Source organism: Ramlibacter sp. JJN2-2R (genome assembly GCF_057747835.1).
In genome coordinates this window covers 581,213-598,463 of the sequence record NZ_CM173226.1, presented here as the reverse complement: position 1 = coordinate 598,463, position 17,251 = coordinate 581,213, and the positions used below count along the sequence as shown (strand labels likewise).

Below are 17,251 nucleotides of genomic sequence, written 5' to 3'. Positions count from 1 at the left end.
GATCACGGCTGAGGTACTACAGGCGGTTCAAGGGATGTAACAAACGGTGCGCCGGCCGCCCCCTTTTTACAACTCGACAGTTGTAACTCGTTGAATTTCGGCACTTTTTCCTTGGCGGCTGCTGAGCGAACTTGTTACAGTCCGTTCGCCTTAGGCAAATTGCTTAACCACGGTTACCTCAAACCCCTACGGAGAATCCCTATGAAACTCATCCGCACCGCCGCTCTCAGCCTGATGGGCCTGCTGGCCCTGTTCTCCGGCACCGCCCAAGCCCAGGCGACGGCCAACTTCAACGTCACGGTCAACCTGACCCCGAAGTGCTACATCAACATGACCGCCACCCCGGCCGACGGAACGGTGAACGACGTCACCCTGACGTACACCGCCTTCCAGGCGACGGCGGCCCAGAACAGCACCAGCTTCGTCGTCAAGTGCACGAACAGCTGGCCGTACTCCGTCGCGGTGTCCAGCGACTCCGGCACGCTCGCGGGCATCGACTACTACCTGAAGCTGGTGCAAGGCTCCACCGCCTCCTACGCCACGGCCGCCGGCAGCGGCTCCCTGGCCAGCCAGACCGGCAGCGCCGCCGGCACCACCTACACGGTGGGCGTGCAGGCCGCAGCCGGCCAGGCGGGCACGTGTACCGCGGCCCCGTGTACCGGCCAGGCCGGCCACACTGTCACGGTCACGTACTGATCGATCCGCGCCATCCCGCGCATCGCTGACCCTCCGGGAGCATGACCAGGTTCCTTGCATTCCTCGCGGCGGCCTTCATCGGCTTCGGCGCCTGGGCGGCAACTGCCAAGGGCCAGTTCACCGTGCAGGTCACGGTGGTCCCGCAGGGGGAGCGATGCTCCAGCGAAACCTTGAGCCAGCCGGCCGCCGCCGTCGTGCAGGTGGTCTGCAGCTCCGGCAACTTCGTCAGCATCGACCCCGCGCCAGGCAGCTTCGTCGGCACCCAGTCCGGCGCCTACCGCTACTACATCCACAACGTCCGCACCGGCAGTGCCTCCGCCCCCTCGGGCGAGTTCCTGACGGCGGGCGTCCAGGCGGTGCCGGGCGCCGACCGCAGTCTCGGCACAGTCACGGGTTTCCGCTTGGTGGGCGACTCATCCGCAACGGATAATCTCTTCGAATTGCTCATCAGTTTCTGATGTCGCCCGCCGCCATGGCCCAGTAGCCCGTGCGGTGGCTTGGGTTCGTAGCTTCCGTGACCACCATCCACCGCACCATGACCACCGTCCCGCTCTCCCTCGCCGGTTCGTCCAGCCGTGTCCGCGCTGCCTGTTTCTGGGCCGCGCTCGCCCTCGGCCTGCCGGCGGCGCATGCGGGCAATTTCTCGGTCGTGCCGGTGCGCATCTACATGACGCCGAACGACCGCGCGGTGGCGGTCACGATCACCAACGAAGGCGATACCGAGGTCGCCCTCCAGACGGATCTGTACACCTGGAACCAGAAGCCCGACGGCAGCGATGACCTGGCGCTCACCGAGGACCTGATCGTCGCCCCGCCCATCCTGAAGCTGGCGCCCGGCGCCCGCCAGGTGGTCCGGCTGGCGCGGCTGGCTCCCGCCGACATGAGCCGGCAGCTCACCTACCGGCTGGTGGTGCGCGAGGTGCCGGAAGCGACCGCGCCGAAGGCCGACAAGGGCATCACGCTGCAGCTGCCGATCGCGCTCGCGATGTCCATGCCCGTGTTCATCACGCCGCCGCCCGCGCAGCGCAACGTGCAGTGCCAGGTCACGCGCATGGACACCCAGAACTTCAGCGCCCTGTGCCAGAACGGCGGCACCGCCTATGCGCAGGTGCGGGCGATCGTGCTGGCCCGCGGCGAGCAGGAGCTGGCGAAGTTCGAGGGCGGCACCTACATCCTGCCCGGCGCCCGCCGCACCATGAGCCTGAAGGCCGACAAGGCCGTCGCCGCCGGCCCGGCGGTGGCCCGCGTGGTGTTCGACGACGGCAAGAGCACCGAGCTGAACGTCCAGCTCCCGTGAGATGCGTCGTCCGCGGTGCGCCTCGCATCCTGGCTCCCGACTCCTCGCCGCGGCAACCGTCGCCGCGTTGTCGGTCGTGCCATGCATGGCGGTCCGCGCCCAACCCGGGGGCGAGACGGTGCGGCCGGTCGCGGCCACGCAGGCCGGCGCCGATCACCGACTGATCCCGTTCGACGTCCGCCTCAACGGCCGCCCGCTGGGCACCTGGACGCTGCTGCAGCGCCAGGGCGCCTTGTACCTGTCGGTGGCGGACCTGGCGGTGTGGCGCCTGCGCCCCGACACCAATGTGCTGGTCTTCGAGGACCGCGGACAGGTCTGGTACCCGCTCGCGGCCGTCAAGGGGGCCGAATTGCGCGTGGCCACGGCGGAAGGCCGCCTGGACATGCAGGTGCCGCAGTCGTCGCTGCTGGCTGAATCGCTTCCACCGCTGCCGCCGGCCGGGGCCACGCGCTCGCCGGCCGCCACGACGGCACCGGCCGCGGCCCGCAGGAGCGGACCGCGCTTCGTCCCGATGGAAGTGCTGGTCAACGGCAGCCGCGCGGGCAACTGGGTCCTGCTCGAGCAGCAGGGCGCGCTGTACGCGCCGGAGGATGCGTTCCAGGAGTGGCGCATCACGCGCTCGGCGCAAGCAACGCCGCTGGACGCGCGCGGGCAGCGCTGGTACCCGCTGTCGTCCGTCCCCGGCTTCCAGGCGCAGATCGACACCGCCAACCAGTCGATCGACCTGCGCTTCTCGCCCCAGGCGTTCACCGCCACCCGCGTCACCCAGGACGTCGTGCAGCGGCCTCCCCTGTCGCCGGTGATCCCGGCCGCCTTCCTCAACTACGACCTGAACTTCACCACCGAATCCGCGCGAGGCGTCTCGGCGACCCACGAACTCGGGGCGCTGCTCGAAGTCGGCGCGTCGAACCAGTGGGGCGTGCTCACCTCCAGCTTCGTCGGCACCGGGCTGTTCGGTTCGACGGCGGCGGCCGGCTCGCGCTGGAGGCGGCTGGAAACCACCCTCAGCCGCGACTTTCCCGAACAGAACGCGACCTTGCGCCTGGGCGACAGCACCACCCGGCCCGGCGTCGGCGGCCGCGCGACGTACTTCGGCGGCGTGCAGCTCGCCCGCAACTTCGGCCTGACGCCGGGCTTCATCGCCCAGCCCGTGCCGCTGGTGAGCGGCGTGTCGTCGGCGCCCAGCACGGTGGAGCTGTACATCAACGACACGCTGCGCCAGACCTCCCGCGTGCCCGCGGGGCCGTTCAGCATCGAGAACCTGCCGGTTCTCACCGGCTCGGGGCAGGCGCGCGTCGTCGTGCGTGACCTGCTGGGCCGCGAGACCGTGCTGGTGCAGGACTTCTTCGGCAGCAGCTCGCTGCTGGAAAAGGACCTCACGGACTGGAGCGTCGAAGCGGGCGCGGTGCGCCGCAACCTGCTGGAGCAAAGCAACCAGTATGGCCAGCGGTTCGTCTCCGGCCTGTACCGCCGGGGCGTCACGCAGACCGCGACGGTGGAAGCGCACGCGGAAGTCGGCGAGGACACGCAAGGCCTGGCCCTCGCGCTGACCAAGACGTTGTCCGCCCAGGTGCTGACCCAGGTCGGCATCGCGCGCAGCCACGACGCCTTCGCGGGCAACGGCTTCCAGGCCACGCTCGCCCTGGAGCATCGCAGCCTGCGCCATGGCTTCACCGCCCGGCTCGAGTCGGCGACACCCGGCTACCGGCAGCTCGGTTCCACCGCCAGCTTCCTGCCGCCGCGGCTGACGGCGTCCTTCAGCTACAACTACATGCATCCCACCTGGGGCAACTTCGGGCTGGCCTATGCCCGCAGCGACAACAGGTTCAGCGGCGCCCTCAACTCCTACACGCTGAACTACGGCCGGCGCATCGGCGACAACACGCTGGCCCTGACGGTGACGCGGGTGTCCGGCGCCACCAGCGGAACCGCCGTCGGCCTGAGCTTCGTCGCCCCGCTGGGCGCGCGGCTGTCGTCGTCCAGCAGCGTGACCGTGCGCGACGGGCGGGTCGACGCCTACACCAGCCTGGTGGCGCCGCTGACGCAGGAGACCGGCTTCGGCGGCCGCGCCGTGGCGGGCACGCGCGGCGGCCAGGGCTACTCGGAAGGCGGCGTGTACTACCAGGGCAGCAAGGGCTTCGCGACGGCGGACGTGTCCGTGTCGTCCTCGCAGCAGTCGCTGCGCCTGGGCGCCCGGGGCGGCCTGGCCGTCGCCGACGGCCAGTTCTTCGCCGCGCGCCGCATCGAGGACAGCTTCGCGGTCGTCGAAGTGCCCGGGTACGCCGGGGTCGGCGTCGGCTTCCAGGGCAGCAGCCTGACCCGCACCGACGCCGACGGCGTCGCCATCCTGCCGCGGCTGCGCGCCTACGACAGCAACAGCATCCGCCTGGATCCGCGCGAGCTGCCGATCAGCGCCGAGCTGGACACGATCGAGCAGGTCGCGGTGCCGGCATCACGCAGCGCGGTGAAGGTGGTGTTCCCCGTTCGCAGCGGCCGCGGGGCGCTGGTCAAGCTGGTGCTCGACGACGGCCAGCCGGCGCCGGCCGGCGCCGAGGTCGAACTGGTGGGCGACAAGAAGGAGTTCTTCGTCGCGCGGCGCGGCGAGGCATTCGTCACCGGGCTGCAGGCGCGCAACGTGCTGCGGCTGAAATACGGCGACCAGGCCTGCACCGTGCGCGTGGTCCTGCCGCCGGCATCGAACGACGAGATCGCCAGGGTGGGACCGCTCACCTGCTCAGGAGTCAAGCGATGAGACCGATGCGACTTTGGCATGTCCTCCTCGTGCTGGCCGGCGCACTGCTGGCCAGCCCCGCCGCGCACGCGGTGGCCAGCTGCAGCATCACGAGCGTGACCCTGGGCACGCTCTCGTACACCAATGCGGCGGTGAACAGCGCCGGCACCGCCAACTACACGTGCATCCGCACCGACAACAAGACCGACGGCACCATCAGCTTCAGCATCGCGGCCGGTCCGGGCGGCTACTACAACGGCAGCACCCGCAACGTGGGCAACGGCGCGAACCGCATCGCCTATTCGCTGGCCACCACCGCGGCCTGGGGCGACGGCTCCGCCGGCCTGGGCAGTCCCACCGCCGCCACGGTGACCATGGTCGGCAACACGAACACCTACTCCGGCTCCCTGAATTTCACGCTGACCATGGCGGCCGCCCAGAACCCGAACACCGGCCTGACCTACACCGACACCTTCGCAGTCGGCGGCACCTGCGCCACCAGCAAGGGAACGACGTGCAGCGTGACGGGATCGACCCGGCTGGTGACCGTCGACACCCCGGTGAGCTGCAGCATCTCCAGCCCGCCCGGGACGGTGAACCTCGCCTACACCTCCTTCCAGGCCTCGCCGGCCGCGGGCAACGTGACGTTCGGCGTGAACTGCAGCAGGGGCGGTCCGTACCGGATGTCCGTCTCGCCGACCACCGGCAGCGTGCTCGGCATCGCCTACGCGCTGAAGCTGGGAACCAGCGCCAACAGCGCCACGGACATCAGCAGCACGAGCAGCTACACCCTGAGCGGCACGGGCATGGCGGCCACGTACTACATCAATGCGTCGGCTGTGGCCAACCAGATCGGAACCTGCAGCGCCATGCCCTGCTCGCAGCAGAGCCCCAACCACACGTTGACCGTCGAATACTGAACGCGTTCAGAAGCGTTCGTCGCGCCCCAGGTAACGCCAGGCCCCCACCGGCAGCTGCCCCAGCACCACCCGCCCGATGCGGATGCGCTTGAGGCCCACGACCTTCAGCCCCACCAGTTCGCACATGCGGCGGATCTGGCGCTTCTTGCCTTCGGTCAGCACGAACCGCAGCTGCTCCGGGTTCTGCCAGTCCACCTGCGCGGGCTTGAGCGGCTGGCCGTCGAGCGACAGGCCGTGCCGCAGGCGGGCCAGCTGCGCCGGCGGGAACGCGGCCTGCACGTCGCGCGCGACCTGGCCGTAGGCCACCCGCACCAGGTATTCCTTCTCGACCCCCGAGTCCTCGCCGATCAGCTGCCGTGCGACGCGGCCGTCCTGCGTCAGCACCAGCAGCCCGGTCGAATCGATGTCCAGCCGCCCGGCCGGCGCGAGCCCACGCAGCTGCTGCGGCGCAAAGCGCTGGCGCGAGGGGTCGCCTTTCCAGTGGTTGCGGTCCTGCACCAGGGTGACGGCGGGCTGGTAGCCGTCCTCGGCCTGGCCGCTGACGTAGCCGACCGGCTTGTGCAGCAGGATGGTGACCTGCTGCTGTTGCTGGCCCTGCGCGCGCCGGTCGACCTCGATGCGCGCGTCGGGCGACACCTGCAGCCCCATCGGCGCGACCGCGCCGTCCACCCGCACCCAGCCCTTGGCGATCCAGTCGTCGGCCTCGCGGCGCGAGCACAGGCCGAGGTCGGCCATGCGTTTGTTGAGGCGGACGGTGGCGGGCGTTTCAGGCGGCATGCCGCGATTGTCCGGGCTGCGGCGCCTCCACCGGCCCGCTCGAGCGCAGCGCGGCCAGGTCCAGGATGCGCAGGCCGCCATATTCGACGCGGATCGCCCCCTGCGCCTGCAGGCTGGCGAGCGCCTCGTTGACGCGCTGGCGCGACAGCCCCACCAGGTAGCCCAGCTCCTGCTGCGTGATGCGCAGCACCTCGCCGACACCGGGATACAGCACCGGGTTGAACAGCGCGGCCAGGCTGCGCGCCACCCGCACGTCGGGGTCGGTCAGGCGGTCGATCTCGCGCGCCGCGATGAACTGCGCCAGCCGCTCGTTGAGCTGGTTCATCACGAAGCGGTTGAAGCCGATCGAGTGGTCCAGCAGCCAGTGGAAGGTGTCCACCGGCAGGCCCGCCACGACGCTCTTGCGCAGGGGCTGGATGTTGTAGCGGTACACCTCGCGCTTGAGGGCGGTGCCCTCGCCGAACCAGCCGCCCGGCGGCACGCCGGTGAAGGTGACGTGCTGCCCCTGCGCGTTGTCGGTGCTCATCTTGAGCAAGCCCTCGATGACGCCGAACCAGTAGGTCACCGGCCGGCCGACGCGGCAGACGAAGTCGCCCGGCCGCGCATCGCCCACCGTGATGTCGCGCACGGTGCGTTCGTGCTCCGCGGGCTTGAGCAGCTTCAGCCAGGGGATGCCGTCCAGCTCGGCGGCCGTGGGCAGGCGCCGGCGCTGGTGCAGCGTGAGCTCGGGCCGGCTGGTCTGCATGCGGGTAAGTCCGTTGAGGGGAATCCCGAAAATTGTCGTCGCAAAGACATCCGGGCGTCAAAGTCGATGCGACGATCCGCTCCAGCCGCCGGCACTGCGCCGGCCCAAGGATCCATGGACACCACGTTTCCTCGCCTGCTGCTCCAGCACGCCGCCCAGCGCCCGGCCGCAGCCGCCATGCGCGAGAAGGAATACGGCATCTGGCAGGCGCTGACCTGGTCCGCGCTCGCGCAACTCGTCGAGCACCTGGCCTGCGGGCTGCACCAGGCCGGGCTGCGGCGCGACGAGCACATCGTCGTGGTCGGCGCCAACCGCCCGCGCCTGTACGCCACCATGCTGGCCGCGCAGTCGCTCGGCGCGATCCCGGTGCCGCTGTACCAGGACGCGGTCGCCGCCGAGTGCGTGTTCCCGATCAACAACGCCGAGGTGCGCTTCGCCGTGGCGGAGGACCAGGAGCAGGTCGACAAGCTGCTCGAGATCCGCGGCGACTGCCCGCAGCTGCAGGGCCTCTGGTTCGACGACCCGCGGGGGCTGCGCAACTATAGGGAGCCCGGCCTCGCCTCGCTGGACAGCCTGGCCGAGGCCGGCCGCGCCTTCGCCGCCCGGCATGCGGGCTTCTTCCGCGGTGAAGTGGAGCAGGCGCGCCCCGACGACGTGGCCGCGATGTTCTTCACCTCCGGCACCACGGGCAACCCCAAGGGGGTGGTGCACACGCACCGCACGCTGCTCGATCGCGCCCGCGCCGGCGCCGACTTCGACCGCCTCACCGAGCACGAGGAAGTGCTGGCGTACCTGCCGCCGGCGTGGATCGGCCAGAACATCTTCAGCTACGCGCAGTGGCTGGCCTGCGGCTACGTGGTCAACTGTCCCGAGTCCGCCGGCACGGTGATGATCGACCTGAAGGAGATCGGCCCCACCTATTACTTCGCGCCGCCGCGCGTGTTCGAGGGGCTGCTCACCAGCGTGATGATCCGGATGGAGGACGCCGGCGCGCCCAAGCGCCGGATGTTCCATGCCTTCATGAAGCTGGCGCGCCGCGTCGGCCCGGCGCTCATGGACGAGCAACCGGTGGCCCTGCTGGACCGGCTGGCCTACCGGCTCGGCGACCTGCTGGTCTTCGGCCCGCTGCGCAACAACCTGGGCTTCTCGCGCGTGCGCGTGGCCTACACGGCGGGCGAGGCGATCGGGCCCGACCTCTTTTCCTTCTACCGCTCCATCGGCATCAACCTCAAGCAGCTGTACGGCTCTACCGAGACGGCGGTGTTCGTCTGCCTGCAGCCGGACAACCAGGTCAAGGCCGACACCGTGGGCGTGCCGATCCAGGGCGTGGAGATCAAGGTGGCCGACAACGGCGAGATCCTGGTGCGCTCGCCCGGGCTGCTCAAGGGCTACTACAAGAACCCCCAGGCGACCGCCGAGGTGCTGACCCCGGAAGGCTGGTACCACACCAGCGACGCCGGCTTCATCGATGCCCAGGGCCACCTGAAGATCATCGACCGGGTCAAGGACGTCGGCCGCCTGCAGGGCGGCCCCAGCGACGGCGCGATGTTCGCGCCCAAGTACGTGGAGAACAAGCTCAAGTTCTTCCCGTACATCAAGGAAGCGGTGGCCTACGGCGACGGCCGCGACCGGGTGTGCGTGATGATCAACATCGACTTCGACGCGGTGGGCAACTGGGCCGAGCGGCGCAACCTGCCGTACGCCGGCTACACCGACCTGGCGCAGAAGCCCGAGGTCTATGCGCTGATCAAGGACTGCGTGGAGCAGGTCAACGCCGACCTCGCCGCCGACGAGAAGCTCGCCGGCTCGCAGGTCAGCCGCTTTCTCATCCTGCACAAGGAGCTGGACGCCGACGACGGCGAGCTCACGCGCACCAACAAGGTCCGCCGCGGCTTCATCGCCGGCAAGTACCAGGTGCTGGTGGACGCGCTGTACGGCGGCCAGACCGAGCAGTACGTGCAGACCCAGGTGAAGTTCGAGGACGGGCGCACGGGCAGCGTGAACGCCACGCTCAAGATCGCCGACACCCGCACCTTCCCGACCGTGAAGGCGGCCGCATGAACATGATGACCGACGCCGCCGTGCTGGCGCCGCAACCCGCCGCCACCGGGCGGCAGCTGGGCGACGTGATCCTGGACGTGCGCAACATCTCGCTGTCCTTCGGCGGCGTCAAGGCGCTCACCGACATCTCGTTCGACGTGCGCGAGCACGAGATCCGCGCCATCATCGGTCCCAACGGCGCCGGCAAGAGCTCCATGCTCAACTGCATCAACGGCGTCTACCAGCCCCAGCAGGGCACCATCACCTTCCGCGGCCACAGCTTCCACCACATGAAGAGCCGGCAGGTGGCGCAGATGGGGATCGCGCGCACCTTCCAGAACCTGGCCCTGTTCAAGGGCATGAGCGTGCTGGACAACATCATGACCGGCCGCAACCTGCGCATCAAAAGCAACCTGTTGCTGCAGGCGCTGCGTGTCGGCCCGGCCGAGCGCGAGGAGATCCGCCACCGCGAGTTCGTCGAGCGGATCATCGACTTCCTGGAGATCCAGGCGTACCGCAAGACGCCCGTGGGGCAGCTGCCCTACGGCCTGCAAAAGCGCGTCGACCTGGGGCGCGCGCTCGCCATGGAGCCGCAGGTGCTGCTGCTGGACGAGCCGATGGCCGGCATGAACGTCGAGGAAAAGCAGGACATGTGCCGCTTCGTCCTGGACGTGAACGACGAGTTCGGCACCACCGTCGTCCTGATCGAGCACGACATGGGCGTGGTGATGGACATCAGCGACCGCGTCGTCGTCCTGGACTACGGCAAGAAGATCGGCGACGGCCCGCCCGACGAGGTGCGCCGCAACCCGGACGTGGTCAAGGCCTACCTGGGGACTGCACATTGAACCGCGCACGCAAGCATCTCATGGCGGGCTCGACCCGCAATCCATGGATCCCGGCTCGAGGCCGGGATGACAAGGGGGAGTGATGGGGTTCTTCCTCGAGACCCTGCTGGGCGGCCTGATGGCCGGCATGCTCTATTCGCTGGTGGCGCTGGGCTTCGTTCTGATCTTCAAGGCCTCCGGCGTGTTCAATTTCGCCCAGGGCGCGATGGTGCTGTTCGGCGCGCTGGCGATGGCGCGCTTTGCCGAATGGATTCCGGGCTGGACCGGCATGGACAACAAGGTGGTGGCCAACGTGGCCGCGTTCGTGATCGCCGGCGCGATCATGTTCGTGGTCGCCTGGCTGGTCGAATGGCTGGTGCTGCGCCGCCTCGTCAACCAGGAAGGCGCCACGCTGCTGATGGCCACGCTGGGCATCACCTACTTCCTCGAGGGCCTGGGCCAGTCGCTGTTCGGCAACAGCATCTACAAGATCGACATCGGCATGCCCAAGGACCCGGTGATCGCCTTCGAGTCGACCTTCCAGGGCGGCATCCTGGTCAACAAGGAAGACCTGATCGCGGCGCTGATCGCCGCGGCGATGGTGGCCGTCCTCAGCCTGTTCTTCCAGAAGACGTCCACCGGCCGCGCGCTGCGCGCTGTCGCCGACGACCACCAGGCGGCGCAGTCCATCGGCATCCCGCTGGCGCGCATCTGGGTGATCGTGTGGTGCGTCGCCGGCGTGGTGGCGCTGGTGGCCGGGATGATCTGGGGCAGCAAGCTCGGGGTGCAGTTCTCGCTGGCCACCGTGGCGCTGCGCGCGCTGCCGGTGGTGATCCTGGGCGGCCTGACCTCGGTGCCTGGCGCCATCATCGGCGGGCTGATCATCGGCGTGGGCGAGAAGCTCTCCGAGGTCTACATCGGGCCGCTGGTGGGCGGCGGCATCGAGATCTGGTTCGCCTACGTGCTGGCGCTGGGCTTCCTGCTGGTGCGGCCGCAGGGCCTGTTCGGCGAAAAGATCATTGATCGGGTCTGACCATGCTCTACCGCGAAAACGGCCAGTTCAAGACCACCTACCGGGCGGACCAGCAGATCTTCCCGATCCGGCAGGACCGCCTGTTCATCGCCGCGCTGCTGGTGCTCGCCTACGTGGTGGTGCCCGGCCTGGCCAGCGACTACCTGTTCCGCGCCATTCTGATCCCGTTCCTGATCATGGCGCTGGCCGCGCTGGGGGTGAACATCCTGGTGGGCTACTGCGGCCAGATCTCGCTCGGCTCGGGCGCGTTCATGGCGGTCGGCGCGTACGGCGCCTACAACTTCTTCGTCCGCATCCCGGACCTGCCGCTCGTTCCCGCCATCCTGCTGGGCGGATTGTGCGCCACCGCGTTCGGCATCCTGTTCGGGCTGCCCAGCCTGCGCGTCAAGGGCCTGTACCTCGCCGTGGCCACGCTGGCGGCGCAGTTCTTCGCCGACTGGATGTTCCTGCGCATCAAGTGGCTGACCAACGACTCGCCCTCCGGCTCGGTGGGCGTGTCGGCGCTGCAGGTGTTCGGCCTTCCGATCGAGAGCGCGGCGAGCAAGTACTGGTTCTGCCTCGGCATCCTGACCGTGATCGCGCTGCTGGCCAAGAACCTGGTGCGCAGCGCCATCGGCCGCGAGTGGATGGCCATCCGCGACATGGACGTCGCCGCGGCGGTCATCGGCATCCGCCCGATGTACGCCAAGCTCAGCGCGTTCGCCGTCAGCTCCTTCATCGTCGGCGTCGCCGGCGCGCTGTGGGCCTTCGTCTACCTGGGCACCTGGGAGCCGGCCGCGTTCTCCGTGGACCTGTCGTTCCGGCTGCTGTTCATGGTGATCATCGGCGGGCTGGGCTCGATCATGGGCGGCTTCTTCGGCGCGGCCTTCATCGTCGTGCTGCCGATCGTGCTGAACCAGTTCCTGCCGGCCCTGGCCAGCGCGGTCGGCTTCACGATCTCGACCGCCGGCCTGTCGCATGCCGAGCTGATGATCTTCGGCGCGCTGATCGTCTGGTTCCTGGTCGTCGAGCCGCACGGGCTGGCCCGCCTGTGGTCCACCGGCAAGCAGAAGCTGCGCCTGTGGCCCTTCCCGCACTGACATGGCCCACCCCGAAGCGCCTTCGACGCCTCCCCTCGCGGGGGCTCGCTTGCTCCGTTGCTCGCATTCCCCGATGCGGCCTGGAGGGGTCTGGACTCCACTGATGCTTCCCACCGTTCGCTTTCACCCCTGAAGGAGACAACAACCATGAACGTCAAACGCATCCTCCTGGCCAGCCTGGTGGCCGGGGCCGCGCTCGCCTCGGCGCCGGCGGCATTCGCCCAGGCCAAGGAGCAGTTCTTCCCCCTGCTGTCGTACCGCACGGGCCCGTACGCGCCGAACGGCACGCCCTGGGCCAACGGCAAGCAGGACTACCTGAAGTTGATCAACGCCCGCGACGGCGGCATCAACGGCGTCAAGCTCACCTACGAGGAGTGCGAGACGGGCTACGCCACCGACCGCGGCGTGGAGTGCTACGAGCGCCTCAAGAGCCGCCCCGGCGTCAGCCTGTTCGACCCGCAGGCCACCGGCATCACCTTCGCCCTGACCGACAAGGTGGCGCACGACAAGATCCCGCTGATCACCCTCGGCTACGGCCTGTCGGTGGCGCAGGACGGCCTGGCCTTCCCGTGGAACTTCCCGCTCATGGGCAGCTACTGGACCGGCGCCGACATCCTGATCCAGCACCTCACGAAGAAGGAAGGCGGCAATCTCAAGGGCAAGAAGATCGCGCTGGTCTACCACGACTCGCCGTTCGGCAAGGAGCCCATCCCGCTGCTGCAGGAGCGCGCGCGCATGCAGGGCTTCGACCTCAGCCTGATCCCGGTCACCGCGCCCGGCGTGGAGCAGAAGGCCGCCTGGCTGCAGGTGCGCCAGCAGCGGCCCGACTACGTGCTGCTGTGGGGCTGGGGGGTGATGAACTCCACCGCCCTGAAGGAAGCGCAGGCCACCGGCTACCCGCGCGAGAAGATGTACGGCGTCTGGTGGGCCGGCGCGGAACCGGACGTCAAGGACGTGGGCGACGGCGCCAAGGGCTACAACGCGCTGGCGCTCAACACGTCGGGCACGCAGCCCAAGGTGGTGCAGGACATCCTGAAGTACGTGCACGGCAAGGGCCAGGGCACCGGGCCGAAGGAGGAGGTCGGCTCCGTGCTGTACACGCGCGGCCTGATCATCCAGATGCTGGGCGTCGAGGCCGTGCGCCGCGCGCAGGAGCGCTTCGGCAAGGGCAAGGTGATGACGCCCGAGCAGGTGCGCTGGGGCATGGAGAACCTGAACCTGGACCAGAAGCGCCTGGACGCATTGGGCTTCAGCGGCGTGCTGCGCCCGATCTCCACCAGCTGCACCGACCACATGGGCTCGACCTGGGCGCGCATCCACACCTGGGACGGCAGCAAGTGGAACTTCTCGAGCGACTGGTACCAGGCCGACGAGCAGATCATCAAGCCGATGGTCAAGGCCGGCGCGCAGAAGTACCTGGCGGAAAAGAAGCTGCAGGCGCGGTCGGCCGACCAGTGCCAGTCCTGACCTGACTCCGACTCCTCCCTCCCCTCTGGGGGAGGGTGGGGTGGGAGCCGGTGCCGGTCCTGGCCTGACTCCGACTCCTCCCTCCCCCTCCGGGGGAGGGTTGGGGTGGGGGCACACCGCCCGGCGTGTCCCGACCCCAACCCTGCGAAGCGCTCAACATGCAACCCACATCGGCAACCGACGCCGGCCAGAGGCCGGCTTCCGACGCTCCGTCCAGGCCTGCGCAGGCAGGCCCGGAGCCGCGGAACGTCGTGCTGAACGTCAACGGCATCGAGGTGATCTACAACCACGTCATCCTCGTGCTAAAGGGCGTGTCCCTGCAGGTGCCCGAAGGCGGCATCGTCGCGCTGCTGGGCGGCAACGGCGCCGGCAAGACGACCACGCTGCGCGCGGTGTCCAACCTGCTGAAGGGCGAGCGCGGCGAGGTCACCAAGGGCTCGATCGAGCTGCGCGGCGAACGCATCGAGAACCTCTCGCCGGCCGACCTGGTGCGGCGCGGCGTGGTGCAGGTGATGGAGGGGCGCCACTGCTTCGCCCACCTCACGATCGAGGAGAACCTGCTCACCGGCGCCTACACGCGCGCCAGCCGGGCCGAGGTCGCGGCCAACCTGGAGAAGGTCTATGGCTACTTCCCCCGCCTGAGGACGCGCCGCGGCTCGCAGGCCGCCTACACCTCCGGCGGCGAGCAGCAGATGTGCGCCATCGGCCGCGCACTGATGGCCAGCCCCAGCATGGTGCTGCTGGACGAGCCCTCGATGGGCCTGGCGCCGCAGATCGTCGAGGAGGTGTTCGAGATCGTGAAGGACCTCAACGCCAAGGAACGCGTCACGTTCCTGCTGGCCGAGCAGAACACCAACATGGCCCTGAAGTACGCCGACTACGGCTACATCATGGAAAGCGGCCGCATCGTCATGGACGGCCCGGCCGCGGACCTGGCGGCCAACGAGGACGTCAAGGAGTTCTACCTCGGCATGGGCGGCAGCGAGCGCAAGAGCTTCCGGGACGTCAAGAGCTACAAGCGCCGCAAGCGCTGGCTCGCCTGAGGGAGGGCACAGGGATGGGCGAGTACTTCGACGCGCTGGAAACGCGCGATCCCGCGCAGCGCGAGGCGCAGCTGATGCAGGCGCTGGCGCGCCAGGTCGCGCACGCCCAGCAGGCCGCGCCGGCCTACCGGGAGCGGCTGGCCGGCGTCGACGCCGCCGCCGTCACCTCGCGCGAGGCGCTCGCGCGGCTGCCGGTGGTGCGCAAGCACGAGCTGTTCGAGCGCCAGCGCGCCGCCGCGGCCAGCGATCCCTTCGGCGGCTTCTCCGCCCTCGTTCGCGGCCCCGGCATGCCGCGGCTGTTCGCGTCGCCCGGCCCGATCTACGAGCCCGAGGGCCGGGCCCGCGACTACTGGCGCACGGCGCGCGCGATGTTCGCCGCCGGCTTTCGCGCCGGCGACCTCGTGCACAACGCGTTCAGCTACCACATGACGCCGGGTGCCTTCATCATGGAAGCGGGCGCCCATGCCGTCGGCTGCACCGTCTTTCCCGCCGGCGTGGGCCAGACCGAGCAGCAGCTGCAGGCGATCGCCGAGCTGCGGCCGGCGGCCTATGCCGGCACGCCCAGCTTCCTGCGCATCCTGCTGGAGAAGGCGCAGGAGAGCGGCACCGACGCCGGCAGCCTGCGCAAGGCGCTGACCGGCGGCGAAGCGCTGCCGCCCAGCCTGCGCGACTGGTTCGCCGGGCGCGGCGTGGACGTGTACCAGAGCTACGCCACCGCCGACCTGGGCCTGATCGCCTACGAGACGTCCGCGCGCCAGGGGCTCGTCGTCGACGAGGGCGTGCTGGTGGAGATCGTGCGGCCCGGCACCGACGATCCGGTGCCGGCCGGCGAAGTGGGCGAGGTGGTCGTGACCACGCTCAACCCCGACTACCCGCTCATCCGCTTCGGCACCGGCGACCTCTCCGCGCTGCTCGCCGGCCCCTGCCCCACCGGCCGCACCAACGCCCGCATCCAAGGCTGGATGGGGCGGGCGGACCAGACCACCAAGATCCGGGGCATGTTCGTGCACCCGGGCCAGGTGGCCGACATCGCCCGGCGGTTTCCCGAGGTGATCAAGGCCCGCCTCGTGGTCAGCGGCGAAATGGCCAACGACGTGATGACGCTGCGGGTCGAGACGGCCGCGCCGGCGCAAGGGCTAGGCCGGCGCATCGGCGAAGCCATCCGCGACGTCACCAAGCTGCGCGGCGAGGTCGAGCTGCTCGCCCCGGGCAGCCTGCCCAACGACGGCAAGGTGATCGAGGACGCCCGCAGCTACCGCTGAGGGGCGCGCCCCGCCCGGGCAAACCCGCTACGTAATTCCCGCGATGCGGCATGGCACCGGCCGTCCTACCATCGGCGGGTTTCCCTCCTAGGAGTTGCGATGAATCCCCTGATCAAGAGCCTGGCCGCAGCGGCGCTGCTGGCAACGGCCGCCGTGGGTGCCCAGGCCGAGGACTTCCCCGGCACCAAGCCCATCACCATCGTCGTGCCGTTCACGGCCGGCGGCCCCACCGACCGCGTGGCGCGCGACCTGGCCGAAGCCATGCGCAAGCCGCTGGGCGGCATCAGCATCGTGGTCGACAACGCGGCCGGCGCCGGCGGCTCGATCGGCGCCAACAAGGTCGCCAAGGCCTCGCCCGACGGCCACACGCTGCTGGTCCACCACATCGGCATGGCCACCATGCCGACCCTGGTGCGCAACATCCCGTTCAAGGTCGAGAGCGACTTCGAGTACCTGGGCCTGATCAACGACGTGCCCATGACGCTGATCGGCAAGCCCAGCCTGCCGTCGACCTACAAGGAGCTGACCAGCTGGATCGGCCAGAACAAGGGCAAGATCAACCTGGGCAACGCCGGCATCGGCTCGGCCTCGCACCTGTGCGGCCTGCTGTTCCAGAACGCGATCCACACCGAGATGACCACCGTTCCCTACAAGGGCACGGCGCCGGCGATGAGCGACCTCATCGGCGGGCAGATCGACCTGATGTGCGACCAGACGACCAACACCACCTCGCAGATCGAGGGCAAGAAGGTCAAGGCGTTCGCCGTCACCACGCCCAAGCGCCTGACCACGCCGGCGCTCAAGGACCTGCCCACGCTGCAGGAAGCCGGCCTGAAGGACTTCCAGGTCACGATCTGGCACGGCCTGTACGCGCCCAAGGGCACGCCGCCGGAGATCCTCAAGAAGCTCAACGACGCGCTGAAGGTGGCGCTCAAGGATCCGGACTTCGTGAAGAAGCAGGAAGGCCTGGGCGCCGTCGTGGTCAACGACAAGCGCGCCGAGCCGGCCGAGCACAAGAAGTTCGTGGCCGCGGAGATCGCCAAGTGGAGCCCGATCATCAAGGCCGCCGGCGTCTACGCCGACTGATGGTCGCAGCGACCGCGCCAAAGGCCGCCCTCGGGCGGCCTTTTGCTTGACCGAACCACCCGCGATGCCACCGCCCGCCGCGCCTGCCGCCTGCATCGGCTCGCGCGGGAGTGCCTGCCTCGGCGCTGCGCACGGCGCGCGGGCCGATGGCATCATCAACCACCTCGCCCCCGCAGCGCAGGCGCCGGGCGTGCAGCGCGCCTGGCGCTGCGTCGAGGTCCTCCAGAACCTGCAGAACCCACCGAGGA

Annotated in this window: 15 protein-coding genes; 13 read left to right on the top strand and 2 right to left on the bottom strand. The window is 69.5% G+C overall.

Annotated features, from left to right (window positions below; all coding sequences use genetic code 11):
* Window positions 1-201: 201 nt before the first annotated feature.
* The 5 genes from AC3ANR_RS02950 (at window position 202) to AC3ANR_RS02930 (ending at window position 5,644) form a co-directional block, all read left to right on the top strand.
* Window positions 202-696, top strand: a complete 495-nt coding sequence (locus tag AC3ANR_RS02950; RefSeq protein WP_488290387.1) for a Csu type fimbrial protein — start codon at window positions 202-204, stop codon at window positions 694-696.
* 41 nt (window positions 697-737) lie between these two features.
* Window positions 738-1,154 carry a hypothetical protein gene (locus AC3ANR_RS02945; protein ID WP_488290386.1) on the top strand — a complete coding sequence of 139 codons (417 nt, stop codon included), beginning with the start codon at window positions 738-740 and terminating at the stop codon, window positions 1,152-1,154.
* A 77-nt stretch (window positions 1,155-1,231) separates the two neighbouring features.
* The gene (locus AC3ANR_RS02940; RefSeq protein ID WP_488290385.1) at window positions 1,232-1,993 is read left to right on the top strand and encodes a fimbrial biogenesis chaperone; all 762 of its coding nucleotides are present in this window, start codon (window positions 1,232-1,234) and stop codon (window positions 1,991-1,993) included.
* An 85-nt stretch (window positions 1,994-2,078) separates the two neighbouring features.
* Window positions 2,079-4,745 (top strand): fimbria/pilus outer membrane usher protein, encoded by a 2,667-nt coding sequence (locus AC3ANR_RS02935; RefSeq protein WP_488290384.1) that lies wholly within the window; start codon window positions 2,079-2,081, stop codon window positions 4,743-4,745.
* A 5-nt stretch (window positions 4,746-4,750) separates the two neighbouring features.
* A complete protein-coding gene (locus AC3ANR_RS02930; protein ID WP_488290383.1) occupies window positions 4,751-5,644 on the top strand; it encodes a hypothetical protein in 894 nt (297 codons plus the stop codon).
* Window positions 5,645-5,650: 6 nt separating this feature from the next.
* Here AC3ANR_RS02930 and AC3ANR_RS02925 read toward each other — a convergent pair whose 3' ends face one another.
* Window positions 5,651-6,421 carry a pseudouridine synthase gene (locus AC3ANR_RS02925; RefSeq protein ID WP_488290382.1) on the bottom strand — a complete coding sequence of 257 codons (771 nt, stop codon included), beginning with the start codon at window positions 6,419-6,421 and terminating at the stop codon, window positions 5,651-5,653.
* Window positions 6,411-7,166, bottom strand: a complete 756-nt coding sequence (locus AC3ANR_RS02920) for a Crp/Fnr family transcriptional regulator (RefSeq protein ID WP_488290381.1) — start codon at window positions 7,164-7,166, stop codon at window positions 6,411-6,413. Before AC3ANR_RS02920 ends, AC3ANR_RS02925 begins: the two co-directional genes overlap by 11 nt.
* A 114-nt stretch (window positions 7,167-7,280) precedes the next feature.
* Between AC3ANR_RS02920 and AC3ANR_RS02915 the strand changes: the two genes are divergently transcribed.
* From AC3ANR_RS02915 to AC3ANR_RS02880, 8 genes are all read left to right on the top strand, one after another.
* Window positions 7,281-9,227, top strand: a complete 1,947-nt coding sequence (locus AC3ANR_RS02915; RefSeq protein ID WP_488290380.1) for an AMP-dependent synthetase/ligase — start codon at window positions 7,281-7,283, stop codon at window positions 9,225-9,227.
* The gene (locus AC3ANR_RS02910) at window positions 9,224-10,054 is read left to right on the top strand and encodes an ABC transporter ATP-binding protein (RefSeq protein WP_488290379.1); all 831 of its coding nucleotides are present in this window, start codon (window positions 9,224-9,226) and stop codon (window positions 10,052-10,054) included. Before AC3ANR_RS02915 ends, AC3ANR_RS02910 begins: the two co-directional genes overlap by 4 nt.
* A gap of 82 nt (window positions 10,055-10,136) precedes the next feature.
* On the top strand, window positions 10,137-11,066 hold the full coding sequence (locus AC3ANR_RS02905; protein WP_488290378.1) for a branched-chain amino acid ABC transporter permease: 930 nt from the start codon (window positions 10,137-10,139) through the stop codon (window positions 11,064-11,066).
* A gap of 2 nt (window positions 11,067-11,068) precedes the next feature.
* Complete coding sequence (locus AC3ANR_RS02900; protein ID WP_488290377.1) at window positions 11,069-12,145, top strand: branched-chain amino acid ABC transporter permease; 1,077 nt, start codon at window positions 11,069-11,071, stop codon at window positions 12,143-12,145.
* 147 nt (window positions 12,146-12,292) lie between these two features.
* Window positions 12,293-13,612: an ABC transporter substrate-binding protein gene (locus AC3ANR_RS02895; protein ID WP_488290376.1), complete on the top strand. Its 1,320-nt coding sequence runs from the start codon at window positions 12,293-12,295 to the stop codon at window positions 13,610-13,612.
* 251 nt (window positions 13,613-13,863) lie between these two features.
* On the top strand, window positions 13,864-14,655 hold the full coding sequence (locus tag AC3ANR_RS02890; RefSeq protein ID WP_488290375.1) for an ABC transporter ATP-binding protein: 792 nt from the start codon (window positions 13,864-13,866) through the stop codon (window positions 14,653-14,655).
* A 14-nt stretch (window positions 14,656-14,669) separates the two neighbouring features.
* A complete protein-coding gene (locus AC3ANR_RS02885; RefSeq protein WP_488290374.1) occupies window positions 14,670-15,917 on the top strand; it encodes a phenylacetate--CoA ligase family protein in 1,248 nt (415 codons plus the stop codon).
* Window positions 15,918-16,016: 99 nt separating this feature from the next.
* Window positions 16,017-17,003, top strand: coding sequence for a tripartite tricarboxylate transporter substrate-binding protein (locus tag AC3ANR_RS02880; protein WP_488290373.1), 987 nt, complete (start codon window positions 16,017-16,019; stop codon window positions 17,001-17,003).
* Window positions 17,004-17,251 lie beyond the last annotated feature (248 nt).

Coding starts and splice junctions, on each gene's coding strand:
- AC3ANR_RS02950 (WP_488290387.1), top strand. CDS start 202: ATGAAACTCATCCGCACCGCCGCTCTCAGCCTGATGGGCCTGCTGGCC.
- AC3ANR_RS02895 (WP_488290376.1), top strand. CDS start 12,293: ATGAACGTCAAACGCATCCTCCTGGCCAGCCTGGTGGCCGGGGCCGCG.
- AC3ANR_RS02915 (WP_488290380.1), top strand. CDS start 7,281: ATGGACACCACGTTTCCTCGCCTGCTGCTCCAGCACGCCGCCCAGCGC.
- AC3ANR_RS02940 (WP_488290385.1), top strand. CDS start 1,232: ATGACCACCGTCCCGCTCTCCCTCGCCGGTTCGTCCAGCCGTGTCCGC.
- AC3ANR_RS02910 (WP_488290379.1), top strand. CDS start 9,224: ATGAACATGATGACCGACGCCGCCGTGCTGGCGCCGCAACCCGCCGCC.
- AC3ANR_RS02920 (WP_488290381.1), bottom strand. CDS start 7,166: ATGCAGACCAGCCGGCCCGAGCTCACGCTGCACCAGCGCCGGCGCCTG.
- AC3ANR_RS02885 (WP_488290374.1), top strand. CDS start 14,670: ATGGGCGAGTACTTCGACGCGCTGGAAACGCGCGATCCCGCGCAGCGC.
- AC3ANR_RS02925 (WP_488290382.1), bottom strand. CDS start 6,421: ATGCCGCCTGAAACGCCCGCCACCGTCCGCCTCAACAAACGCATGGCC.
- AC3ANR_RS02930 (WP_488290383.1), top strand. CDS start 4,751: ATGCGACTTTGGCATGTCCTCCTCGTGCTGGCCGGCGCACTGCTGGCC.
- AC3ANR_RS02945 (WP_488290386.1), top strand. CDS start 738: ATGACCAGGTTCCTTGCATTCCTCGCGGCGGCCTTCATCGGCTTCGGC.
- AC3ANR_RS02905 (WP_488290378.1), top strand. CDS start 10,137: ATGGGGTTCTTCCTCGAGACCCTGCTGGGCGGCCTGATGGCCGGCATG.
- AC3ANR_RS02935 (WP_488290384.1), top strand. CDS start 2,079: ATGGCGGTCCGCGCCCAACCCGGGGGCGAGACGGTGCGGCCGGTCGCG.
- AC3ANR_RS02880 (WP_488290373.1), top strand. CDS start 16,017: ATGAATCCCCTGATCAAGAGCCTGGCCGCAGCGGCGCTGCTGGCAACG.
- AC3ANR_RS02900 (WP_488290377.1), top strand. CDS start 11,069: ATGCTCTACCGCGAAAACGGCCAGTTCAAGACCACCTACCGGGCGGAC.